Origin of the sequence: Microbacterium elymi (assembly GCF_021582895.2) — a bacterium.
Classification (GTDB): domain Bacteria; phylum Actinomycetota; class Actinomycetes; order Actinomycetales; family Microbacteriaceae; genus Microbacterium; species Microbacterium humicola.
The window spans coordinates 689,248-704,942 of record NZ_CP091139.2; the positions used below are offsets into that span (position 1 = coordinate 689,248).

16 protein-coding genes and 4 pseudogenes are annotated in these 15,695 nt (G+C 70.3%); 2 read left to right on the top strand and 18 right to left on the bottom strand.

Annotation, left to right across the window (positions count from 1 at the left end; translation table 11 throughout):
• Positions 1-28 precede the first annotated feature (28 nt).
• The 14 genes and pseudogenes from L2X98_RS03780 to L2X98_RS03835 form a co-directional block, all read right to left on the bottom strand.
• Positions 29-1,165, bottom strand: a complete 1,137-nt coding sequence (locus L2X98_RS03780) for an FG-GAP repeat domain-containing protein (protein WP_259612372.1) — start codon at positions 1,163-1,165, stop codon at positions 29-31.
• Between the two features lie 81 nt (positions 1,166-1,246).
• The gene (locus L2X98_RS03785) at positions 1,247-1,804 is read right to left on the bottom strand and encodes a hypothetical protein (protein WP_259612373.1); all 558 of its coding nucleotides are present in this window, start codon (positions 1,802-1,804) and stop codon (positions 1,247-1,249) included.
• 22 nt (positions 1,805-1,826) lie between these two features.
• Entirely contained in the window at positions 1,827-2,102 is a 276-nt protein-coding gene (locus L2X98_RS03790; RefSeq protein ID WP_259612374.1) for a hypothetical protein, read from the bottom strand.
• Positions 2,103-2,289: 187 nt separating this feature from the next.
• Positions 2,290-2,586, bottom strand: coding sequence for an SH3 domain-containing protein (locus tag L2X98_RS03795; protein WP_259612375.1), 297 nt, complete (start codon positions 2,584-2,586; stop codon positions 2,290-2,292).
• On the bottom strand, positions 2,580-3,083 hold the full coding sequence (locus tag L2X98_RS03800; RefSeq protein ID WP_259612376.1) for an SH3 domain-containing protein: 504 nt from the start codon (positions 3,081-3,083) through the stop codon (positions 2,580-2,582). Before L2X98_RS03800 ends, L2X98_RS03795 begins: the two co-directional genes overlap by 7 nt.
• On the bottom strand, positions 3,017-4,222 hold the full coding sequence (locus L2X98_RS03805; protein ID WP_259612377.1) for an SH3 domain-containing protein: 1,206 nt from the start codon (positions 4,220-4,222) through the stop codon (positions 3,017-3,019). The genes L2X98_RS03800 and L2X98_RS03805 overlap by 67 nt, the downstream gene beginning before the upstream one ends.
• 382 nt (positions 4,223-4,604) lie before the next feature.
• Positions 4,605-5,222: a glycosyltransferase gene (locus L2X98_RS19975; RefSeq protein ID WP_354002995.1), complete on the bottom strand. Its 618-nt coding sequence runs from the start codon at positions 5,220-5,222 to the stop codon at positions 4,605-4,607.
• A complete protein-coding gene (locus L2X98_RS19980; RefSeq protein WP_354002912.1) occupies positions 5,119-5,700 on the bottom strand; it encodes a hypothetical protein in 582 nt (193 codons plus the stop codon). The genes L2X98_RS19975 and L2X98_RS19980 overlap by 104 nt, the downstream gene beginning before the upstream one ends.
• 66 nt (positions 5,701-5,766) lie before the next feature.
• Positions 5,767-6,087, bottom strand: a complete 321-nt coding sequence (locus L2X98_RS19985; protein ID WP_354002913.1) for a hypothetical protein — start codon at positions 6,085-6,087, stop codon at positions 5,767-5,769.
• Positions 6,021-6,872, bottom strand: a complete 852-nt coding sequence (locus L2X98_RS19990; protein ID WP_354002914.1) for an LCP family protein — start codon at positions 6,870-6,872, stop codon at positions 6,021-6,023. Before L2X98_RS19990 ends, L2X98_RS19985 begins: the two co-directional genes overlap by 67 nt.
• A 270-nt stretch (positions 6,873-7,142) precedes the next feature.
• Entirely contained in the window at positions 7,143-7,610 is a 468-nt protein-coding gene (purE, locus tag L2X98_RS03820) for a 5-(carboxyamino)imidazole ribonucleotide mutase (protein WP_259613182.1), read from the bottom strand.
• Between the two features lie 191 nt (positions 7,611-7,801).
• Positions 7,802-8,939: pseudogene (locus tag L2X98_RS03825) on the bottom strand (5-(carboxyamino)imidazole ribonucleotide synthase).
• A 262-nt stretch (positions 8,940-9,201) separates the two neighbouring features.
• Positions 9,202-9,369, bottom strand: a pseudogene (locus L2X98_RS19995) (PH domain-containing protein); the annotation flags it as partial.
• Between the two features lie 254 nt (positions 9,370-9,623).
• A complete protein-coding gene (locus L2X98_RS03835) occupies positions 9,624-10,418 on the bottom strand; it encodes a biotin--[acetyl-CoA-carboxylase] ligase (RefSeq protein WP_259612378.1) in 795 nt (264 codons plus the stop codon).
• A gap of 140 nt (positions 10,419-10,558) precedes the next feature.
• Here L2X98_RS03835 and L2X98_RS03840 point away from each other — a divergent pair.
• Positions 10,559-12,153: pseudogene (locus L2X98_RS03840) on the top strand (acyl-CoA carboxylase subunit beta).
• Complete coding sequence (locus tag L2X98_RS03845) at positions 12,150-12,389, top strand: acyl-CoA carboxylase subunit epsilon (protein WP_259612379.1); 240 nt, start codon at positions 12,150-12,152, stop codon at positions 12,387-12,389. The pseudogene L2X98_RS03840 and the gene L2X98_RS03845 overlap by 4 nt, the downstream one beginning before the upstream one ends.
• A 417-nt stretch (positions 12,390-12,806) precedes the next feature.
• On the opposite strand, the gene L2X98_RS03850 is transcribed toward L2X98_RS03845, so the two are convergent.
• From L2X98_RS03850 to L2X98_RS03865, 4 genes and pseudogenes are all read right to left on the bottom strand, one after another.
• Positions 12,807-13,655, bottom strand: coding sequence for a hypothetical protein (locus tag L2X98_RS03850; protein ID WP_259612380.1), 849 nt, complete (start codon positions 13,653-13,655; stop codon positions 12,807-12,809).
• A 2-nt stretch (positions 13,656-13,657) separates the two neighbouring features.
• Entirely contained in the window at positions 13,658-13,795 is a 138-nt protein-coding gene (locus tag L2X98_RS03855; RefSeq protein ID WP_259612381.1) for a hypothetical protein, read from the bottom strand.
• A complete protein-coding gene (locus L2X98_RS03860) occupies positions 13,792-15,048 on the bottom strand; it encodes an ATP-binding protein (protein WP_435526245.1) in 1,257 nt (418 codons plus the stop codon). Before L2X98_RS03860 ends, L2X98_RS03855 begins: the two co-directional genes overlap by 4 nt.
• Positions 15,032-15,693, bottom strand: a pseudogene (locus tag L2X98_RS03865) (response regulator). Before L2X98_RS03865 ends, L2X98_RS03860 begins: the two are co-directional and overlap by 17 nt.
• Between the last annotated feature and the right edge of the window lie 2 nt (positions 15,694-15,695).

Consider the following 15,695-nt stretch of genomic DNA (forward strand, 5'->3'; position numbering starts at 1 on the left):
GAGAACCGTCTGGGGCACGGCTGTCTGCTCAGTGGATCTGGACCATGCCGTTCCAGCCCGTGCCGACGACGGACCAGCCCGACCAGCCCCCCGAGCCGTTGCCGCGGTACAGCCACAGTTCGCCGTTGCGCTTTCGGGCCAGGACGTCGGAACTGCCGTCGCCGTTGAAGTCCCCGGGGCTGAACACAGAGGTGAACGCTCCCCACCCGGTGCCGATCTTCCGTGCACCCGACCACGAGCCGCTTCCGCTCATCCGGTACAGCCACAGCGTGCCGTCGGACTTGCGCGCGATCAGATCCGGACGTCGGTCGCCGTCGAAGTCGGTCGCGGTGAACAGCGCGGTGAATGGCGCCCAGCCGTTGCCGATCACCGGCCGACGCTCGGACACCCAGCCGCTCTTCCCATTCCCCCGGTAGAGGGTCAGATAGCCGGTTCTGCTGCGCGCGATCAGATCGGTGTGACCGTCGCCATCGAAGTCGATTCCGCCGATGAGCGCGGTGAACGAGCCCCAGCCGGTGCCGATCCGCACCGGCGACGCGAAGCCCCCGGTGCCGTTGCCCCGGTACAGCCACAGACTTCCGTCGCTGCGCACCGCAGCGACGTCGGGACGGCCGTCACCGGAGAAGTCGCCCAGCGGAACGAGTCGTGCGCTCCCCCACGACGGAACCGGAGTCGACGACGCGCGCCATCTGCCCTTGCCGTCGCCGGGGTACAGGCAAGGCCTTCCGTCGTTGCGCACCGCGAGCACATCCGAGGTCTTGTCTCCGTTCAGATCGCCGACGCCCGCTCGCGTCAGTGCTGCGGCCGGGGCAGGGGCCGCCTCGAGCGCCAGATAGTCGCTGTGCGCCCACATCGCCTTGCCGCCGATGTTCAGCCGCCACCACTCGCCGTAGGTGCCGGTGCGGCTGTACTTCTGCCCCTTCGTGATCGACACCATGCCGGTCGAGCAGTCGGTGGTCGGAGCGCTCCGCGCGTTCAGCGACGATGCCGTGACCACCGCCGTCCCCGAGGCGCTCGCCACGTTCGCCGGGACGGCGCAACCGGTCACCGCCGGCGCCCCATCGCCGGATGTGCCGTCGATGGTCAGATACTGGCTCACCACCCAGAACGTCGCCGTGCCCACCTTGATGTGCGACCATGCCCCGTACACGCCGGTGACGGTCACAGCGGTCCCGCCGGACAGGGAACGGCTTGCCGCTGCCGCACAGCGTGGTCGGTGCCGTGCGGGCGTTCAGCGCCGAGACGTTCACCTTCGCCGTCTGGGTGCGGGTCGCGACATCCGCCGCAGCTGGATTCGTGCACGCGCTGATCTGCGCCGGCGCGCCGGATGACGTCGATGCCGTCGGTGCGAACCACGCGACGTAGTAGTTGTAGAAGTTGCGGTTGCCGTAGGTCGAACAGGCGTCACCGGTGCCCCACCCAGCGGCCAGAGCTCGATGTTCGGCCGATACGGCGTGTAGTTGTACAGGTTCGCGGTGGCCTGGTTCTTGATCAGCACCTTGGACGTGCCGCACGACGAGCTCGGAGCCCACTTGACCGTGTTGTACTGGCCGGCGCGGTAGGTGAACGAGGTGGGGTACTTCGTGTAGATCTGCATCTGGCGCGCGCCCAGGTAGACCTGCTTCCAGAAGCCTGCGGTGGCCGCCGAGCAGCCTGCCGGCGTGTCGGGACAGTTCTGCCCCATCGCGTGTTCGAAGTTCCAGGCGCTGGGCTTGGTCGAGGTGACCAGCCCCTGCTCCTTCTGGAGCATCACGATGATCACCTTGGGGTTGATGTGGCAGGCGATCGAGGCCCGGTAGATCATCCGCGCCGCAGTGACGCCCTTCTCAGCAGTTGCACCCGTGCAGTACGAGTCCTTGGGCTTGCGCCCCGATGTCTCCGCGGTAGTTCTTCAGGCAGGTCGCTCCTGACGCGCACGTCCCAACCCTGGCGTTCAGGAACGTCTGGATCTGCGCCTCCGTCATCGACCCCGACCGGTAGAACTCCGCATCGGAGATGATGTATCCGCCGTCGACGATCGTCCCTGGCAACTCGGCGGCCTGGGCGCGTGGCGCCGGTGCCACGGCGGTCAAAAGAGCCGCGGCGACGACGGCAGACAGCAAGAGGATGGGCCATCGCCAACGGGCAGTCGGAAGCGGGCGGCTGCGAGGGGGCATGTGAACATTGTGACTGAAGTGACTCGCGAATACCACTCGGCCTTCTCTGGTCGAGTGCGACACGCCAAGATTCAGAGCCCTCACAGCGTACGCAGGTGTCGGTGCCGGCAGCATCCACACCCCGGCGCGCGGATCATCTCAGATAGCGGTTGGACACCCAGCCGGTCTTCGAGCCGTACTTGACCTGGCTCCAGCTTCCGCTCTTCTTCAGGATGGTGACCTTCGCACCGCGCGGCAGGACCGTCACGATCTTCGCCGACATGCTGCCGCTCGTGCGCAGATTCAGCGCGGCCACGGTCGTCTGCGTCTTCGAGGCTGATGCGGCCGGCTTCGAAGCGGAGGAAGACGTGCTGGTCAGATAGGCGTTTGCGACCCACCCGGTCCGCGAGCCGTATCTGACCTGGCTCCAGCTGCCACTCTTCTTCAGCACCGTGACCTTCGCGCCCCGGGCAGCGTCATCGCGATCTTGGCCGACAGGCTCGCGCTCGTGCGCAGGTTCAGAGCCGCGATGGTCTTCTGCGCCGTCGAGGAAGGCGTCGACGGCTTCGCGGACGACGAGCCCGCCGAGCTGGTCAGGTAGGCGTTCGCGACCCATCCGCCTCTCGTGCCGTACTTGACCTGGCTCCAGCTGCCAGCCTTCTTCAGCACCGTGACCTTGGCGCCGCGCGGCATCGTGGTCACGATCTTGGCCGACAGGCTCGCGCTCGCGCGCAGGTTCAGCGCGACCGCCACGTACTTCGTGGTGGTGGTCGGCTTCGGGGTGGGCTTGGTCGTCGGCTTGGGCGACGGCTTCGGTGTCGAGGCGGCCTTCTCGAGCGCCAGGTAGTCGCTGTGCGCCCACAGCGTCTTGGTGCCCACCTTCAACCGCCACCAGACGCCGGACGTCCCGGTCCGCGTGTACTTCTGCCCCTGCTTGAGGGTCTGCACGCCGACGGCACAGCCTGTGCTGGGCGCAGTCCGGGCGTTGAGCGCGGCCACCGTGACAATCGCCGTGCCAGACGCGCTCGCAACGCGGGCCGGCTGCGCACACCCCACCGACGCCGGAGATCCGCCTCCCGAGCCTTGCCGCTGCTGGTCTTCAGATACTCGCTGACCACCCACAGCGTCGAGCCGCCGACCTTGATGTGCGACCACGCCCCGTAAACGCCGGTGACGGTCACCTTCGTCCCCTTGTCGAGCGCTCGGATGCCACTGCCGCAGAGCGTCGTGGGCGCCTTGCGTGCGTTCAGCGACTGCACCTTGACCGTGGCGGTCGCGCTGCGGGTTGCGACATCCGCCGTCGCCGGCACCGTGCACGAGCCCACCTGGGCGGGGGCGCCCTTCGAGCTGGACGAGCCCGGGGCGAACCAGCTCACGTAGTAGTTGTAGAAGTTGCGGTTGCCGTATGTGGAGCACTTGTCACCCGTCCCGTAGCCGGCAGCGAGGGCCGCGATGTTCGGACGGTACGGGGTGTAGTTGTAGAGATTCGCCGTGGCCTGGTTCTTGATGTAGACCTTCGACGTGCCGCAGGACGAGCTCGGCGCCCACTTGATCGTGTTGTACTGCTTGGCGCGATACCCGAACGAGGCGGGGTACTTCGTGTAGATCTGCATCTGCCGGGCGCCCAGATAGACCTGGTTCCAGAAGCCCGCCGCCGCCGCGGAGCAGCCGGCAGGCGTGTCGGGGCACGACTGGCCCATGGCGTGCTCGATATTCCAGTCGCTCGGCCTGCTCGAGGTGACCAGGCCCTGCTCCTTCTGCAGCATCACGAGGATGACCTTGGGATTGATCCCGCATGCGTTGGCGGTGCGGTAGATCATCCGGGCGGCGGTCGCATTCTTCTCGGCCGCCACGGCCTTGCAATAGCTGTCGGCCTTACGCGCGGTCAGGTCGCCCCGATAGTTCTTCAGGCACGTCGCACCACTGGCGCAGGAGGCTTTGCTGTTCAGGAAGGTCTGGATCTGCGCCTGGGTCATCGAGTTCGCCCGATAGAACTCGGCATCCGAGATGAAGTATCCACCGTCCACGATCGTCCCCGGCAACTCGGCTGCCTGCGCCTTCGGCGCGGGCGAGACGGCGGTGAGCACGGCTTGCGGCGAGGAACGCGGCCAGCATCAGGATGAGCCAACGCCAGCGCGCGGACAGGATCGAATGACTGCGGGCGAACATGTGAACATTGTGACTGATGTGGCGGGTGATTACCACCCGGAACCGAGAATTCGTTTTGCGACACGCCGAATGCGACGTGTTCACAGTGTCGGCAGGAGGGCGTGAACGGGGGTCGGCGGCGTTTCGTCTCGGTCGCTTCGCTCCCTCGCTCAACGAGCTGTGAGAGGGGCGGCACTCCCTCGCTCAACGAGCTGTGAGAGGGGCGGCACTCCCTCGCCCAACGAGCTGTGAGAGGGGCGGCGCTCCCTCGCTCAACGAGCTGTGAGAGGGGCGGCACTCCCTCGCCCAACGAGCTGGGGCTCAGAGGTCGGCGTGCAGCTGCCACACGCGGTCGGCGGCACCGCGCCAGGAGAACGCACGACCGCGGTCGCCGGCGAGCACGCCGAGCCGCTCGAGCCCGGCGACGGATGCCAGCGCCCCGCGGATCCCGTCTTCCAGGGCGTCGACATCCTGCCGATCGTCCGTCGCATCGCCGACGACACTGCCGCCGTCGAAGATCACCTCGCGGTGATCGGCCGAGGCGGCGGCCACGACCGGCACCCCCATGGCCATCGCCTCGACCACGCGCCAGGGGAAGGCGGAGCGCCGGGTCGGGGCGATCAGCAGCGTCGTCGCGTCCAGGACGGCGGCGCGGTCCGCGGCATCCATGCCCACGGGCACCTGCATCCGATGTTCGCCGATGCCGGCCGCGGCGGCCAGGTCGACGATGGCCGGCTCCTGCCCCTCCTGCGCGTCGAGTACGACGATGGGCAGGTCGGCTCCGGATGCCGCCACCGCGCGCAAGCCCGTCGTCAGCGCGGCAGAGGGTGCGGCATCACCCACGAGCGCGATCACGGCCTCCGGGACGCCGAGGGTGCGCCGCCGGCCGACCGCATCGGTGGGCGGCGTGAACCCCGTGGGCGCGGCACCCGTGATCACCCGGATGCGTCCGCCCAGGTCGACGATGCCGGCCAGCCGCTCGGCCATCGCATGCGTGGGCACGACGACCGCATCGGCGTGCTTGCGCACGCGCCGCAGGCATCGCCTTCGACCAGGTCTGCGCCGGGCGGGTCAGCTCGTCGGGGTGCTCCCACGCCAGCAGGTCCCACAGGGTGACCACGGTCTGATCGTGATCGTTCACCCGGTCGTGCCGCGACAGCGGCGCGAGCAGCGTCGGCGAGTGGATCAGTCCCCCGCCCACGCCCGCGGTGACGCCCAGCTGCCAGGCCGCCGCCAGCTCACGCCGCGCCATGCCCAGCCGCCGCACCTCGGCGAGGCCCGCCATGTCGAACGGCCCGGACGGTACGATCGCCCCGACGTCGCAGCCCGCCGGCGCCGCCTGCACCAGCGCGTGCGCGAGCTCGCGCGAGGCCATGGCCAGATCGGGGTCGGTCGGGCCGACCAGCTGGTCGAGCACGACCCGCAGGCACGCTCACAGGCTCATCCCTTCGGCGACGACGACGGAGTCGGCGGATGCAGCGCCTTATGCACCAGGGTATGCACGTACTCGACGTCCGGCGCGGTCTGGTCGACCTGCTGGGCGGGCGTCAGCTCGATCGTCGTGACCTTGTGCCCCTTCGCCTTGATCGCGAGGTCGGTGAAGTACCCCAGCATCGAGGACGGGATGTCGGTCTTGACCAGGTGCTCCCCCGCCTTCGCGATGTCTTCGAACCGGCTGAGCACGGTCGCCGGGGTGAACTGCTTCAGGATCGCCTCCTGCAGCTTGCCGCTGCCGCTTCATGCGGTCCCAGTCGCTCGTCGTCTTGCGCGAACGGGCATACCACTGGGCGGTCTTGCCGTCCATGTGCTGCTTGCCCTTCTCGATCCAGCCCGTCGCCCACTGGGTGACCGGCTGCCCTCGTACTTCGGCCCGCCGCCTTCGGGCAGGCGCTCGGTCACCGTGATGTCGACGCCGCCGAGCGCGTCAACCAGGGCGGCGAAGCCGGCCATGTCGATGAACGCGTAGTACGGGATGTCGATGCCCAGCAGTCCCTCCGCGGCATCCTTCGTCGCCTCGACGCCGGGGGTCGACCCCTTCTTCTCGGCGTCCGGATAGATCTTGCTGCCGTCACGGCAGACGTCCAGCTCGGTGTTGAGCTGGTTGATGGCGCCCGTCCAGCCGCAGGTCGCGCTGCCGTGCCCGGTGTGCACGTCGGGGTACAGCGCGTGCATCGGACTGTCCTTCGGGAACGGGAAGCCCTCGAGATCGCGCGGGATGCCGGTGATGATCACCCGCCCGGTGTCGGCGTTGACCGAGACCACCGAGATCGAGTCGAACCGCATCGAGTCGCGGCCCTTCCCGCTGTCGGCCCCCAGCAGCAGGATGTTGTAGTAGCCGTCGGACGGGTCCACGGCCGGGCCGGACGCGCTGAAGATGCTGCCCAGCGCGCTGCGCGCGGCATCCGTCACCCGCACCGCGTAGGCGGCCGTCCCGCCGGCGACCACCAGCATCGCCACCGAGAGCACGGCGATCGCGACCCGGGCGCGCGGTCCGGTCTTGACCAGGCGCACCAGGCGCAGCGTGTCGATCGTGAGGATGATCCACAGCACGACGTACAGCACCAGCAGCGCCTCGACGGCGAGCAGCACGATCGGGTTGGTGACGATGGTGAGGAATCCGGATCGCCACAGCAGCGCGCCCAGCAGGGCGAGGATCGAGCAGCGGCCACATCACGAGGGTCGCGCCCAGGCCGAATCGGCCGAGGCGACGGTTGCCGGCGACCGCCTGTGCCGACCCGGGGATCAGGAAGTTCAGGATCACCAGCCACCACCCGCGCCGGGTCATCATCGGGGTCGATGACGCATCCGGATACCGGATCGGCCGCTCCTCGATGAGGTGGCGGCCGGCGGTGGCCGCCGTCACAGAGACTCCTTGAGCCGGTGGTTCTTCAGCTCGACCTGTGCCTGCAGCTCTCGTGCGTACGCCTCGACGCGGTCGGCGAGGGCAGGGTCGGATGCCGCGAGGATGCGCGCCGCGAGCAGCCCGGCGTTCTTCGCCCCGCCGATCGACACGGTCGCGACCGGGATGCCGGCGGGCATCTGGACGATGCTCAGCAGCGAGTCCATCCCGTCGAGGGTGGCCAGCGGCACGGGCACGCCGATCACCGGAAGCGCCGTCACCGAGGCGAGCATGCCGGGCAGGTGGGCGGCGCCGCCGGCGCCGGCGATGATCACCTTCAGGCCGCGCGCACGGGCGGAACGCCCGTATTCGATCAGCTTGTCCGGCGTGCGGTGGGCCGACACCACCTCGACCTCGTGCGGGATCTCGAAGTCGGTCAGCGCCTGGGAGGCGTCACTCATGACCCGCCAGTCCGAGTCGGAGCCCATGACGACTCCGACGAGGGGCGAGGCGGACGAATGCAGCGGCTCGGTCACCCGACAAGGGTAGGGCGCCCGCCTGGAAGATCCCCGCAACGGCGCGGTTCTTCATGGCGAACCGGCGGGATGGGCGGACCGGCCTGCTCGCCACGGGGCTGCCGTCCGGGGCTCGTGGCACCCCGACCGAGCGCAAGCCGCGCTCAGCTCGCGAAGAACTCCGCGGCGGCGCGGGCGTCGTAGACCGCGTCGTCCAGGTCATCGCCCACGGCGGTGACGTGGCCGACCTTGCGACCGGGCCGCGGCTCCTTGCCGTAGGTGTGCACCTTCACGTCGGGGTGGGCCTGGAACACGCGCGCGAACGGCTCGTCCATGCGGCCGGAGGACGGCCCGCCCAGGATGTTCACCATGACCGCCCACGGCTTGCCGCGGCGTGGCATCGCCCAGCGGCAGATCCAGCACCGCGCGCAGATGCTGCTCGAATTGGCCGGTCACCGCGCCGTCCTGCGACCAGTGCCCGGAGTTGTGCGGCCGCATCGCCAGCTCGTTGACCAGCACCCGGTCATCGGTCGTCTCGAACAGCTCGACCGCCAGCATCCCGGTCACGCCCAGCCCCTCGGCCAGCCCCGTTCCGACCTCGGCCGCGGCGTTGGCGAGCCGCGCGGTCAGATGGGGCGCGGGCGCGAAGACCTCGGCGCACACACCCTCGCGCTGCACGGTCTCGACGACCGGATAGGCGCGCATCTGGCCGGACGGCCGACGCGCCACCTGCTGTGACAGCTCGCGCCGGAAGTCGACGAGCTCCTCGACCAGCAGCGCCCCGCCGCGCGCGTCCTCGGCCAGGCTCGCGAACCAGTCCTCGGCCTCGGCCGCGACGCGGACGACCCGCACTCCCTTGCCGTCGTAGCCGCCGCGCGGGGTCTTCACGACCGCCCGGCCGCCGTGGCCGTCCAGGAACTGCTGGAGCTGCGCCGGCTCGGATGCCGCGGCCCAGTCGGGCTGCGGCATCCCGAGCTCGTCCAGCCGTGCGCGCATGAGCAGCTTGTCCTGCGCGTACTGCAGGGCATCGGGACCGGGCCGCACGGCGATGCCGGCATCGACCAGACCGCGCAGCACCTCCTGCGGCACGTGCTCGTGGTCGAACGTGACGACGTCGACGTCGCGCGCGAAGGCGAGCACCGTGTCGAGGTCGCGGTAATCGCCGACGGCGGTCGCCGCCAGCTTCGCGGACATGCCCTCCTGCTCGGCGAGCACCGACAGCTCGATCCCGAGCTCGACCGCCGGAGCGATCATCATCCGCGCCAACTGGCCACCACCGACGACTCCGACTCGCAGGGACATCCCGCTCCTTTCGTCCGGTCCATTCTCGCGCACGCCGGGCGCCCGTGTCGGCGCCGCCGCGACGGTCAGGTCGACGAGGCGAGCGGGATCGAGGTCGCGTCGCGGTGCGCGAGGATCTGGTTGACCTCGACCTGGTCGACGAGCGCCTCGTGCACGAGCGCGACGCTGGGCACGTTCTTCCAGCTTGCATCGGGTCGTCCACGCCGTCCGAGAGGGTGAGTGTGCCCACGCCCCAGAGACGCTGGAGGATGCCGCGGCGCACGGTGATGGTGTACCCGCGCACATGCTCGAGATCGCGGCGTCGCACGCGCAGGATGCCGCGGCGCTCGATGATCCGCCGGGTGGTGAGCGTGTAGACGTGTGCCCACCAGGCCAGGAACGGCAGCAGGACGAGGAGGAACACGACCACCGCGGCGCCGGCCGCCAGCATCCAATTCTCGAAGGGCGACGGCAGGTTGCTCCAGAAGTAGCCGACGGCGCCGGCGACGGCGATGAGCACGAGGGCCGACCAGATGAGGCGGCGGGCGTGCGGGCGGAACCGCGCCACCCGCAGCTCGGGCGTGGGCGAGCCCGGAGCAGGCGCGAACGGCCGCCCCCCGATGCTCGTCGGCTTGCGTCATGCCCCCATTCTGGCCGCCGCCGCCGACATCTCCCGCATCCGCGCGGGATGTCGGCGGGTCGCGATCAGAGCGGGGCGGCGCCGCGCACGTGCACGACATCCCCAGCCGAGACTGCGATCTCGGTCGCACCCGACTGCACCACGAGCCGGCCCTCGTCGTCGAGGCGCTGCGCGCGCCCCTCCAGCGTCGAACCGTCGGGCATCGACACCCGCACGTCGGCGCCGATCGTCGCGCACAGCGCCTCGACCTCGCCGCGCACCCCGGCCTCGGCCGCGCGTCCGCCGCTGCGGGCCAGCGCGGTCAGCTGCTCGTCCAGCGCCACGAGGTAGTCGGCCAGCAGCCGGTCCTCATCCACGGTGCGGCCGATGGCGGCGAACGAGGTCGCGGTGACCACCGGCAGGTCGACCCGGGCCATGGTCGTGTTGATCCCCGATCCGATGACCACGGCATCCGGGGCGACGACCTCGGCGAGGATGCCGCAGATCTTGCCGCCGTCCACGAGCACGTCGTTCGGCCATTTCAGCGCCGCCGAATGCCCCGAGCCACCCAGCTGCGCGCGGATCGCACGGGTCATCGCCGCCCCCGCGATCAGCGGGATCCAGCCGCGCGCGGCGGGCGGGACATCCGCCACCCGCACGAGCACCGAGACGGCCAGGGCGGTCCCCGGCGGTGCGGTCCAGGAGCGGTCGAGCCGGCCGCGACCGGCGCGCTGATCGTGCGTCAGCAGGAGGGACAGATGCGGCCACCCCAGCGGATCCGCCGCGACGGCGGCCGCGACATCCGCGTTCGTCGACCCGGTCGAGGAGCGCACCTGCACCCGGGGACTGACCGCGGCGGTCCGCGGATATGCCTCAGTCATGGCATCACCCTACGGGGCATCGCCCGCGCGCGGAGCCGCCACCGGCGGGGCGGGACGAGGCGGAGGCAGAGGAGGTCCACAGGGGATCGGGCAACCCCTTGTGCGTGGTCTCCAACCGTCGCGGCAGGTGGATCGTTAGGGTGGAATGCGTGACGGAACCCGACCTCTCCACGACCGCCGGCAAGATCGCCGATCTGCGCAACCGCTACCAGGAGGCGGTCGTCGATGCCGAGGCATCCGCGCTGCAGAAGCGGCACGCGAAGCACAAGCTCACCGCGCGCGAGCGCATCGAGCTGCTGCTGGACACCGGCTCGTTCACCGAGATCGACGAATACGTGCGGCACCGCACCACCGCGTTCGGGATGGACAAGTCCCGGCCCTACGGCGATTCGGTCGTCACCGGCGTCGGCACGATCCACGGGCGCACCGTCGCCGTCTACGCGCAGGACTTCTCCACGTTCGGCGGGTCGCTGGGCGAGGTGGCCGGCGAGAAGATCATCAAGGTCATGGAGCTCGCGCTGCGCGGCGGGATGCCGATCATCGGCATCCTGGATTCCGGCGGCGCGCGCATCCAGGAGGGCGTGGTCGCCCTCGGCAAGTACGGCGAGATCTTCCGCCTCAACACCGCCGCATCCGGGGTGATCCCGCAGATCTCGATCATCATGGGCCCGGCGGCCGGCGGCGCGGTCTACTCCCCGCCCTGACCGACTTCGTGATCATGGTCGACAAGACCAGCCAGATGTTCGTCACCGGGCCGGACGTGATCAAGACCGTCACCGGCGAGGACGTCGGCATGGAAGAGCTGGGTGGCGCCTACACGCACAACACCCGCTCGGGCGTCGCGCACTACCTCGCCGAAGACGAGGACGACGCGATCGACTACGTCCGCACGATGCTCAGCTACCTGCCCGACAACAACATGGCCGAGCTGCCGGTGTACGAGACCGGGTTCGAATGGGAGACGACGGATGCCGATCGCACGCTGAATGCGATCATCCCGGACTCGCCCAACCAGCCGTACGACATCCACCAGGTGATCACGCACCTGGTCGACGACGGCGACTTCCTCGAGGTGCAGCCGCTGTTCGCACCGAACATCGTTGTCGGGCTCGGGCGGATCGACGGCCGCACGGTCGGGATCATCGCCAACCAGCCGAACCAGATGGCCGGCACCCTGAACATCGAGGCCGGTGAGAAGGCGAGCCGATTCGTCCGGTTCTGCGACGCATTCTCCATCCCCATCGTCACGCTCGTGGACGTGCCCGGCTACCTGCCCGGCACCGACCAGGAGTGGACCGGCGTCATCCGCCGCGGCGCGAAGCTGCTCTACGCGTATGCCGAGGCGACCGTGCCGCTGGTCACCGTCATCCTGCGCAAGGCCTACGGCGGCGCGTACATCGTGATGGGCTCCAAGCAGCTCGGCGCCGACGTCAACGTCGCCTGGCCGACGGCCGAGATCGCCGTGATGGGCGGTCAGGGCGCCGTCAACATCCTGTACCGCGGCGAGCTCAAGCGCGCCGAAGAGGCCGGTGAAGACATCGCCGCCGTGCGGGCGCGGCTGGCGAACGAGTACCTGTACAACGTGGCGTCCCCGTTCCTGGCGGCCGAGCGCGGCGAGCTGGACAGCATCATCGAGCCCGCCCAGACCCGCGTGTTCATCGCGAAGTCGCTGCGCGCCCTGCGCGGCAAGCGCGCCAGCCAGCCGCCGAAGAAGCACGGTAACATCCCGCTATGAGCCTGCCGGACACGCCCGCAGCGGACGCTTCGACGCTGCGTGTCGACGTGGTGCGCGGCACCCCGACCGACGAGGAGCTGGCCGCCCTGATCGCGGTCGTCACCGAGGTCTACAGCCAGGAAGAGGCATCCGCCACCGCCGCCGACCGGTCGGACCGCTCGGCTTGGCAGATCTCGGCGCGCAGCCTGCGCAGCCCGCTGCGACGGGACCTCGGCTGGGGGCGTTTCGGCGGCTGAGGGCGCCGGGTGGATGCCGCATCCTGCCCGACGTTACGCGCGTAAATGTCCCCCAAAATACCTACAGACACACCGCTTGCCACCGTCGGATACTTGAACTGCTGGAACGCTTCTGCGTTCGGCTGGCCGGCTCGTCCAGGGTAGACGAGTTCAGGTTCGGCCACCGTGGATGGTTTTCGGGTAACCGTCCACCACGGGCGAGGGGCGGGCGGCTTCGCCGCCCCTCGCCTTTCTCTTCGCCTCGGCGCTCCTCGGCGCAGGCGCCCGGTCACGGGTCGTCTCGACCCGCCGGGCTCGCGCTCTGGCGGGTTCAGTCTTCGTCGACCGCCGGGCGCGGGATCTCACGCCACAGGTCGACGCTGTCCTCATCGGAGTGGGCCGACTGGGATCCCCCGGCGGCGGAGCGTCCGACGACGGTCACCGCGATCCGCGGATGCGCCGAGGCACGGATGTACAGCCGGTCCGACTCGGCCTCGCGCACAGCGGCGGCCAGATCGGCGCGGATCTCCTCCAGATCGGGCTCGGCGAGCCCGTCGAGCCCGCCTTCGTCGACGACCGAGACCGTGGCGCCGCGACGACGGGCGGCATCCAGCTCGGCCCGCACGCCGTCGTCGAGCAGCCGCGCCCCGCGCAGCTCGTCGCGCAGCTGCCCTCGGAGATGCGCGCCTCGGCACGCTCGCGCTCGTCGAGGTCGCCGCCCTTCTCGATCGCGCGCGACAGGATCGGCCCCGCCACCGCCAGCGCACGCTGAACCTGGATGCGCCGCTCGCGCTGCCGGCCGAGCTGCGCGGCCCGCCACGCCGACGCCGCCCGCTCGCAGCTGGGCCAGGCGTGCCGTGTCGCGCGCGGCACGGTCCATCGACAGCAGGCGAGCTGCGCGGCCACGACCCACATCACCGAGCCGACGAGTCCGGCCGTCAACGCAGGCCCCACACCCAGCCAGGCGATCGTCGACACCCCCAGCGCAAGAAGGCCGATCCACGACATCCACGGCCGCCGCCGCACCATGATGATCGTCATCAGCAGCCCGATCGCCCCGACGTACCAGGTGCCGAAAGACGAGGTCCGCGAGGCAGGATCCAACGCGAACGGCACCGTGTTGGGGATCACCAGAGCCACCAGCAGCGCCAGCCCGCACACCCACAGCGGCAGGGTGTTCGGCCCCCGCCGTCCCGTCGTCATCATGCCGATCTCTTCGTCATCGCCGGACTCGGCCGCCGGAGGCGGCGGAGGCGGCCCGTCGATGAACAGGCAGAGCGCGGCCACGATCATGTACAGCGCGACCGACAGCAGCGCATGATCGGGCGGTCGACGTCGCCGCCGGCCCAGACCAGGCCGCGGGCGGCGAGGTAGAGGGCGAACGCCGCCCCGAGGGCGGTGAGGATGCCGCGCACACTCCGGTTCATGCGCCCTCCGCCCATTCCAGGGCGACGCGGGTTCCGTGCTCGTCCGACGCGATGCGTGCCCGTCCACCGACAGCGGCCACCCGGGTCACGATCGACGCGCTGATCCCCAGACGGTCGTCCGGGACGGCTGCCGGATCGAATCCCGGACCGGAATCGCGGACCAGCACCGAGACCTGGACGGGCTCGCTCGCGCAGGTCACGCTCACGCGCAGACCCGCGGCATCCGCATGCTGGATGGCATTGGCGATCGCCTGCGCGGCCGCCAGCGCGAGGGCGCGGGCGACGACCCCGGGGAGCCGGATCTCACCGGCGCCGCGAGTGAGCTCCACTCGCACCGGGTGGCCGAGTTCGACAGCGGATGCCTCGATCTCGCGTGCGATCGAGTCCACATCGACCGGAGCCTCGGACCCCATCCCCGCATCGCGCTCGGCGTTGGCCAGGCGGGTCAGGGCCTCGCGTGCCATCCCGACCGCCAGGGTGCGCTCGCGGGGGCTCTGCGCGCGCTCGACCGCGATCAGGGCCGCCAGGACGCTGTCGTGCATGAGCGCGCCCACCGCGACCCGCTCCTGCTCGGTGGCCTCGGCCGCGGCCGCGGCGGCGTAGGACGAGACCGCCTGGGCGCGTGCGGTGTCGACGTTGGCGGCGACGGTGCGGAACACCCAGCCGAGTGCGACCAGGATGCCGCCCAGGATCAGCGCGAACGACACGTCCAGCGCGACCGGCACGGCGAAGCCCGGGGCGAATCCGCACTGCACCAGGCGCGAGATGCCCCACAGCACCGGGATCGCCAGGGTGAAGACGATCTGCCAGGGAAGCGTGAACGCCAGCACCGAGGCGACGGTGCCGATGTTGATCAGGTAGAACATCCACGGCTCGACCGAGTGCGAGGCGGGCATGCCCGCCGCCGCGATCGGCCAGAGCACGAGGCAGGCGATGTAGGCGGCGGCGAACAACGGGGCGAACACCCGCAGCCCGCGGCCCGCGAAGCACGCCAGCAGCATGAGCGCGAGCGCGCCGAACACGATGATCTCGAGGATGGGGTGCCATTCCGGCCGTTCGGCCGGGGCATCCATCGCGGCGAACAGCCCCTGCAGCCCGAGGGCGATGCAGCCGACGGCCACCACCAGGCCGATGATCCGCTCGACCCGGGTGCGGGTGAACGAGCCGAGTCGCGCAACCGTCTCGCGGGACTGCGGCAGCTGGCCCCACGCGGCGCTCAGCGCGGCGCGATCGGTGTCACGCGTCACCGGCATCCTCGATGGGGGTCAGGATGCCGTCCTCGACGGCGCGGCGCAGGAGGTCGACCTTCGTCGGAGCAGGGCGTCCGACATCGACGTACTTCACCCGGACCCGGTTGATGTTCTCCTTCGCGGTGGAATAGGCGATCCCCAGCCGGTCGGCGACCATCTTCAGCGGAAGCCCGGCCGCGTACAGCCGCAGCACATCGCGCTCGCGCGCCGACAGCTGGGCGTCGGCGAACGCCCGGTCGCCATCCACTGCGCTGGCCCACTCCACGTTGTTCAGTGGCTCGCCGTGGGCGACCGCCCCGACCGCCACGATGACCTCGTCGATCGGAGACGACTTGCTCACGATCCCCGCGGCGCCGGCAGCCAGCGCCTCGCGCACCGCGGCCGGGCGGTCGGCGACGCTGTGGATGATGATGCTCGAGCCGTCCGACGCGATCCGGCGCACATTCTCGGTCACGGTCGTGCCGTCGCCGAGGGTCAGGTCCAGGACCACCACGTCGGCCGGGCGCGAGCCGCTCAGCGCACGCCACTCGAGGTAGGCCGTCACCGAGCTGCCGAGAAGACGACATCCATCTCGTCGGCGCGCGCGCAGGCGGCCTCCAGCCCCAGGCGCACGGACTCATGGTCGTCGATCAGGGCCACGTCGGTCATAG

Coding starts and splice junctions, on each gene's coding strand:
- L2X98_RS19985 (WP_354002913.1), bottom strand. CDS start 6,087: ATGGACGGCAAGACCGCCCAGTGGTATGCCCGTTCGCGCAAGACGACG.
- L2X98_RS03845 (WP_259612379.1), top strand. CDS start 12,150: ATGAGCCTGCCGGACACGCCCGCAGCGGACGCTTCGACGCTGCGTGTC.
- L2X98_RS03835 (WP_259612378.1), bottom strand. CDS start 10,418: ATGACTGAGGCATATCCGCGGACCGCCGCGGTCAGTCCCCGGGTGCAG.
- L2X98_RS03785 (WP_259612373.1), bottom strand. CDS start 1,804: ATGATCTACCGGGCCTCGATCGCCTGCCACATCAACCCCAAGGTGATC.
- L2X98_RS03860 (WP_435526245.1), bottom strand. CDS start 15,048: ATGCCGGTGACGCGTGACACCGATCGCGCCGCGCTGAGCGCCGCGTGG.
- L2X98_RS03855 (WP_259612381.1), bottom strand. CDS start 13,795: ATGAACCGGAGTGTGCGCGGCATCCTCACCGCCCTCGGGGCGGCGTTC.
- purE (WP_259613182.1), bottom strand. CDS start 7,610: ATGGGCTCCGACTCGGACTGGCGGGTCATGAGTGACGCCTCCCAGGCG.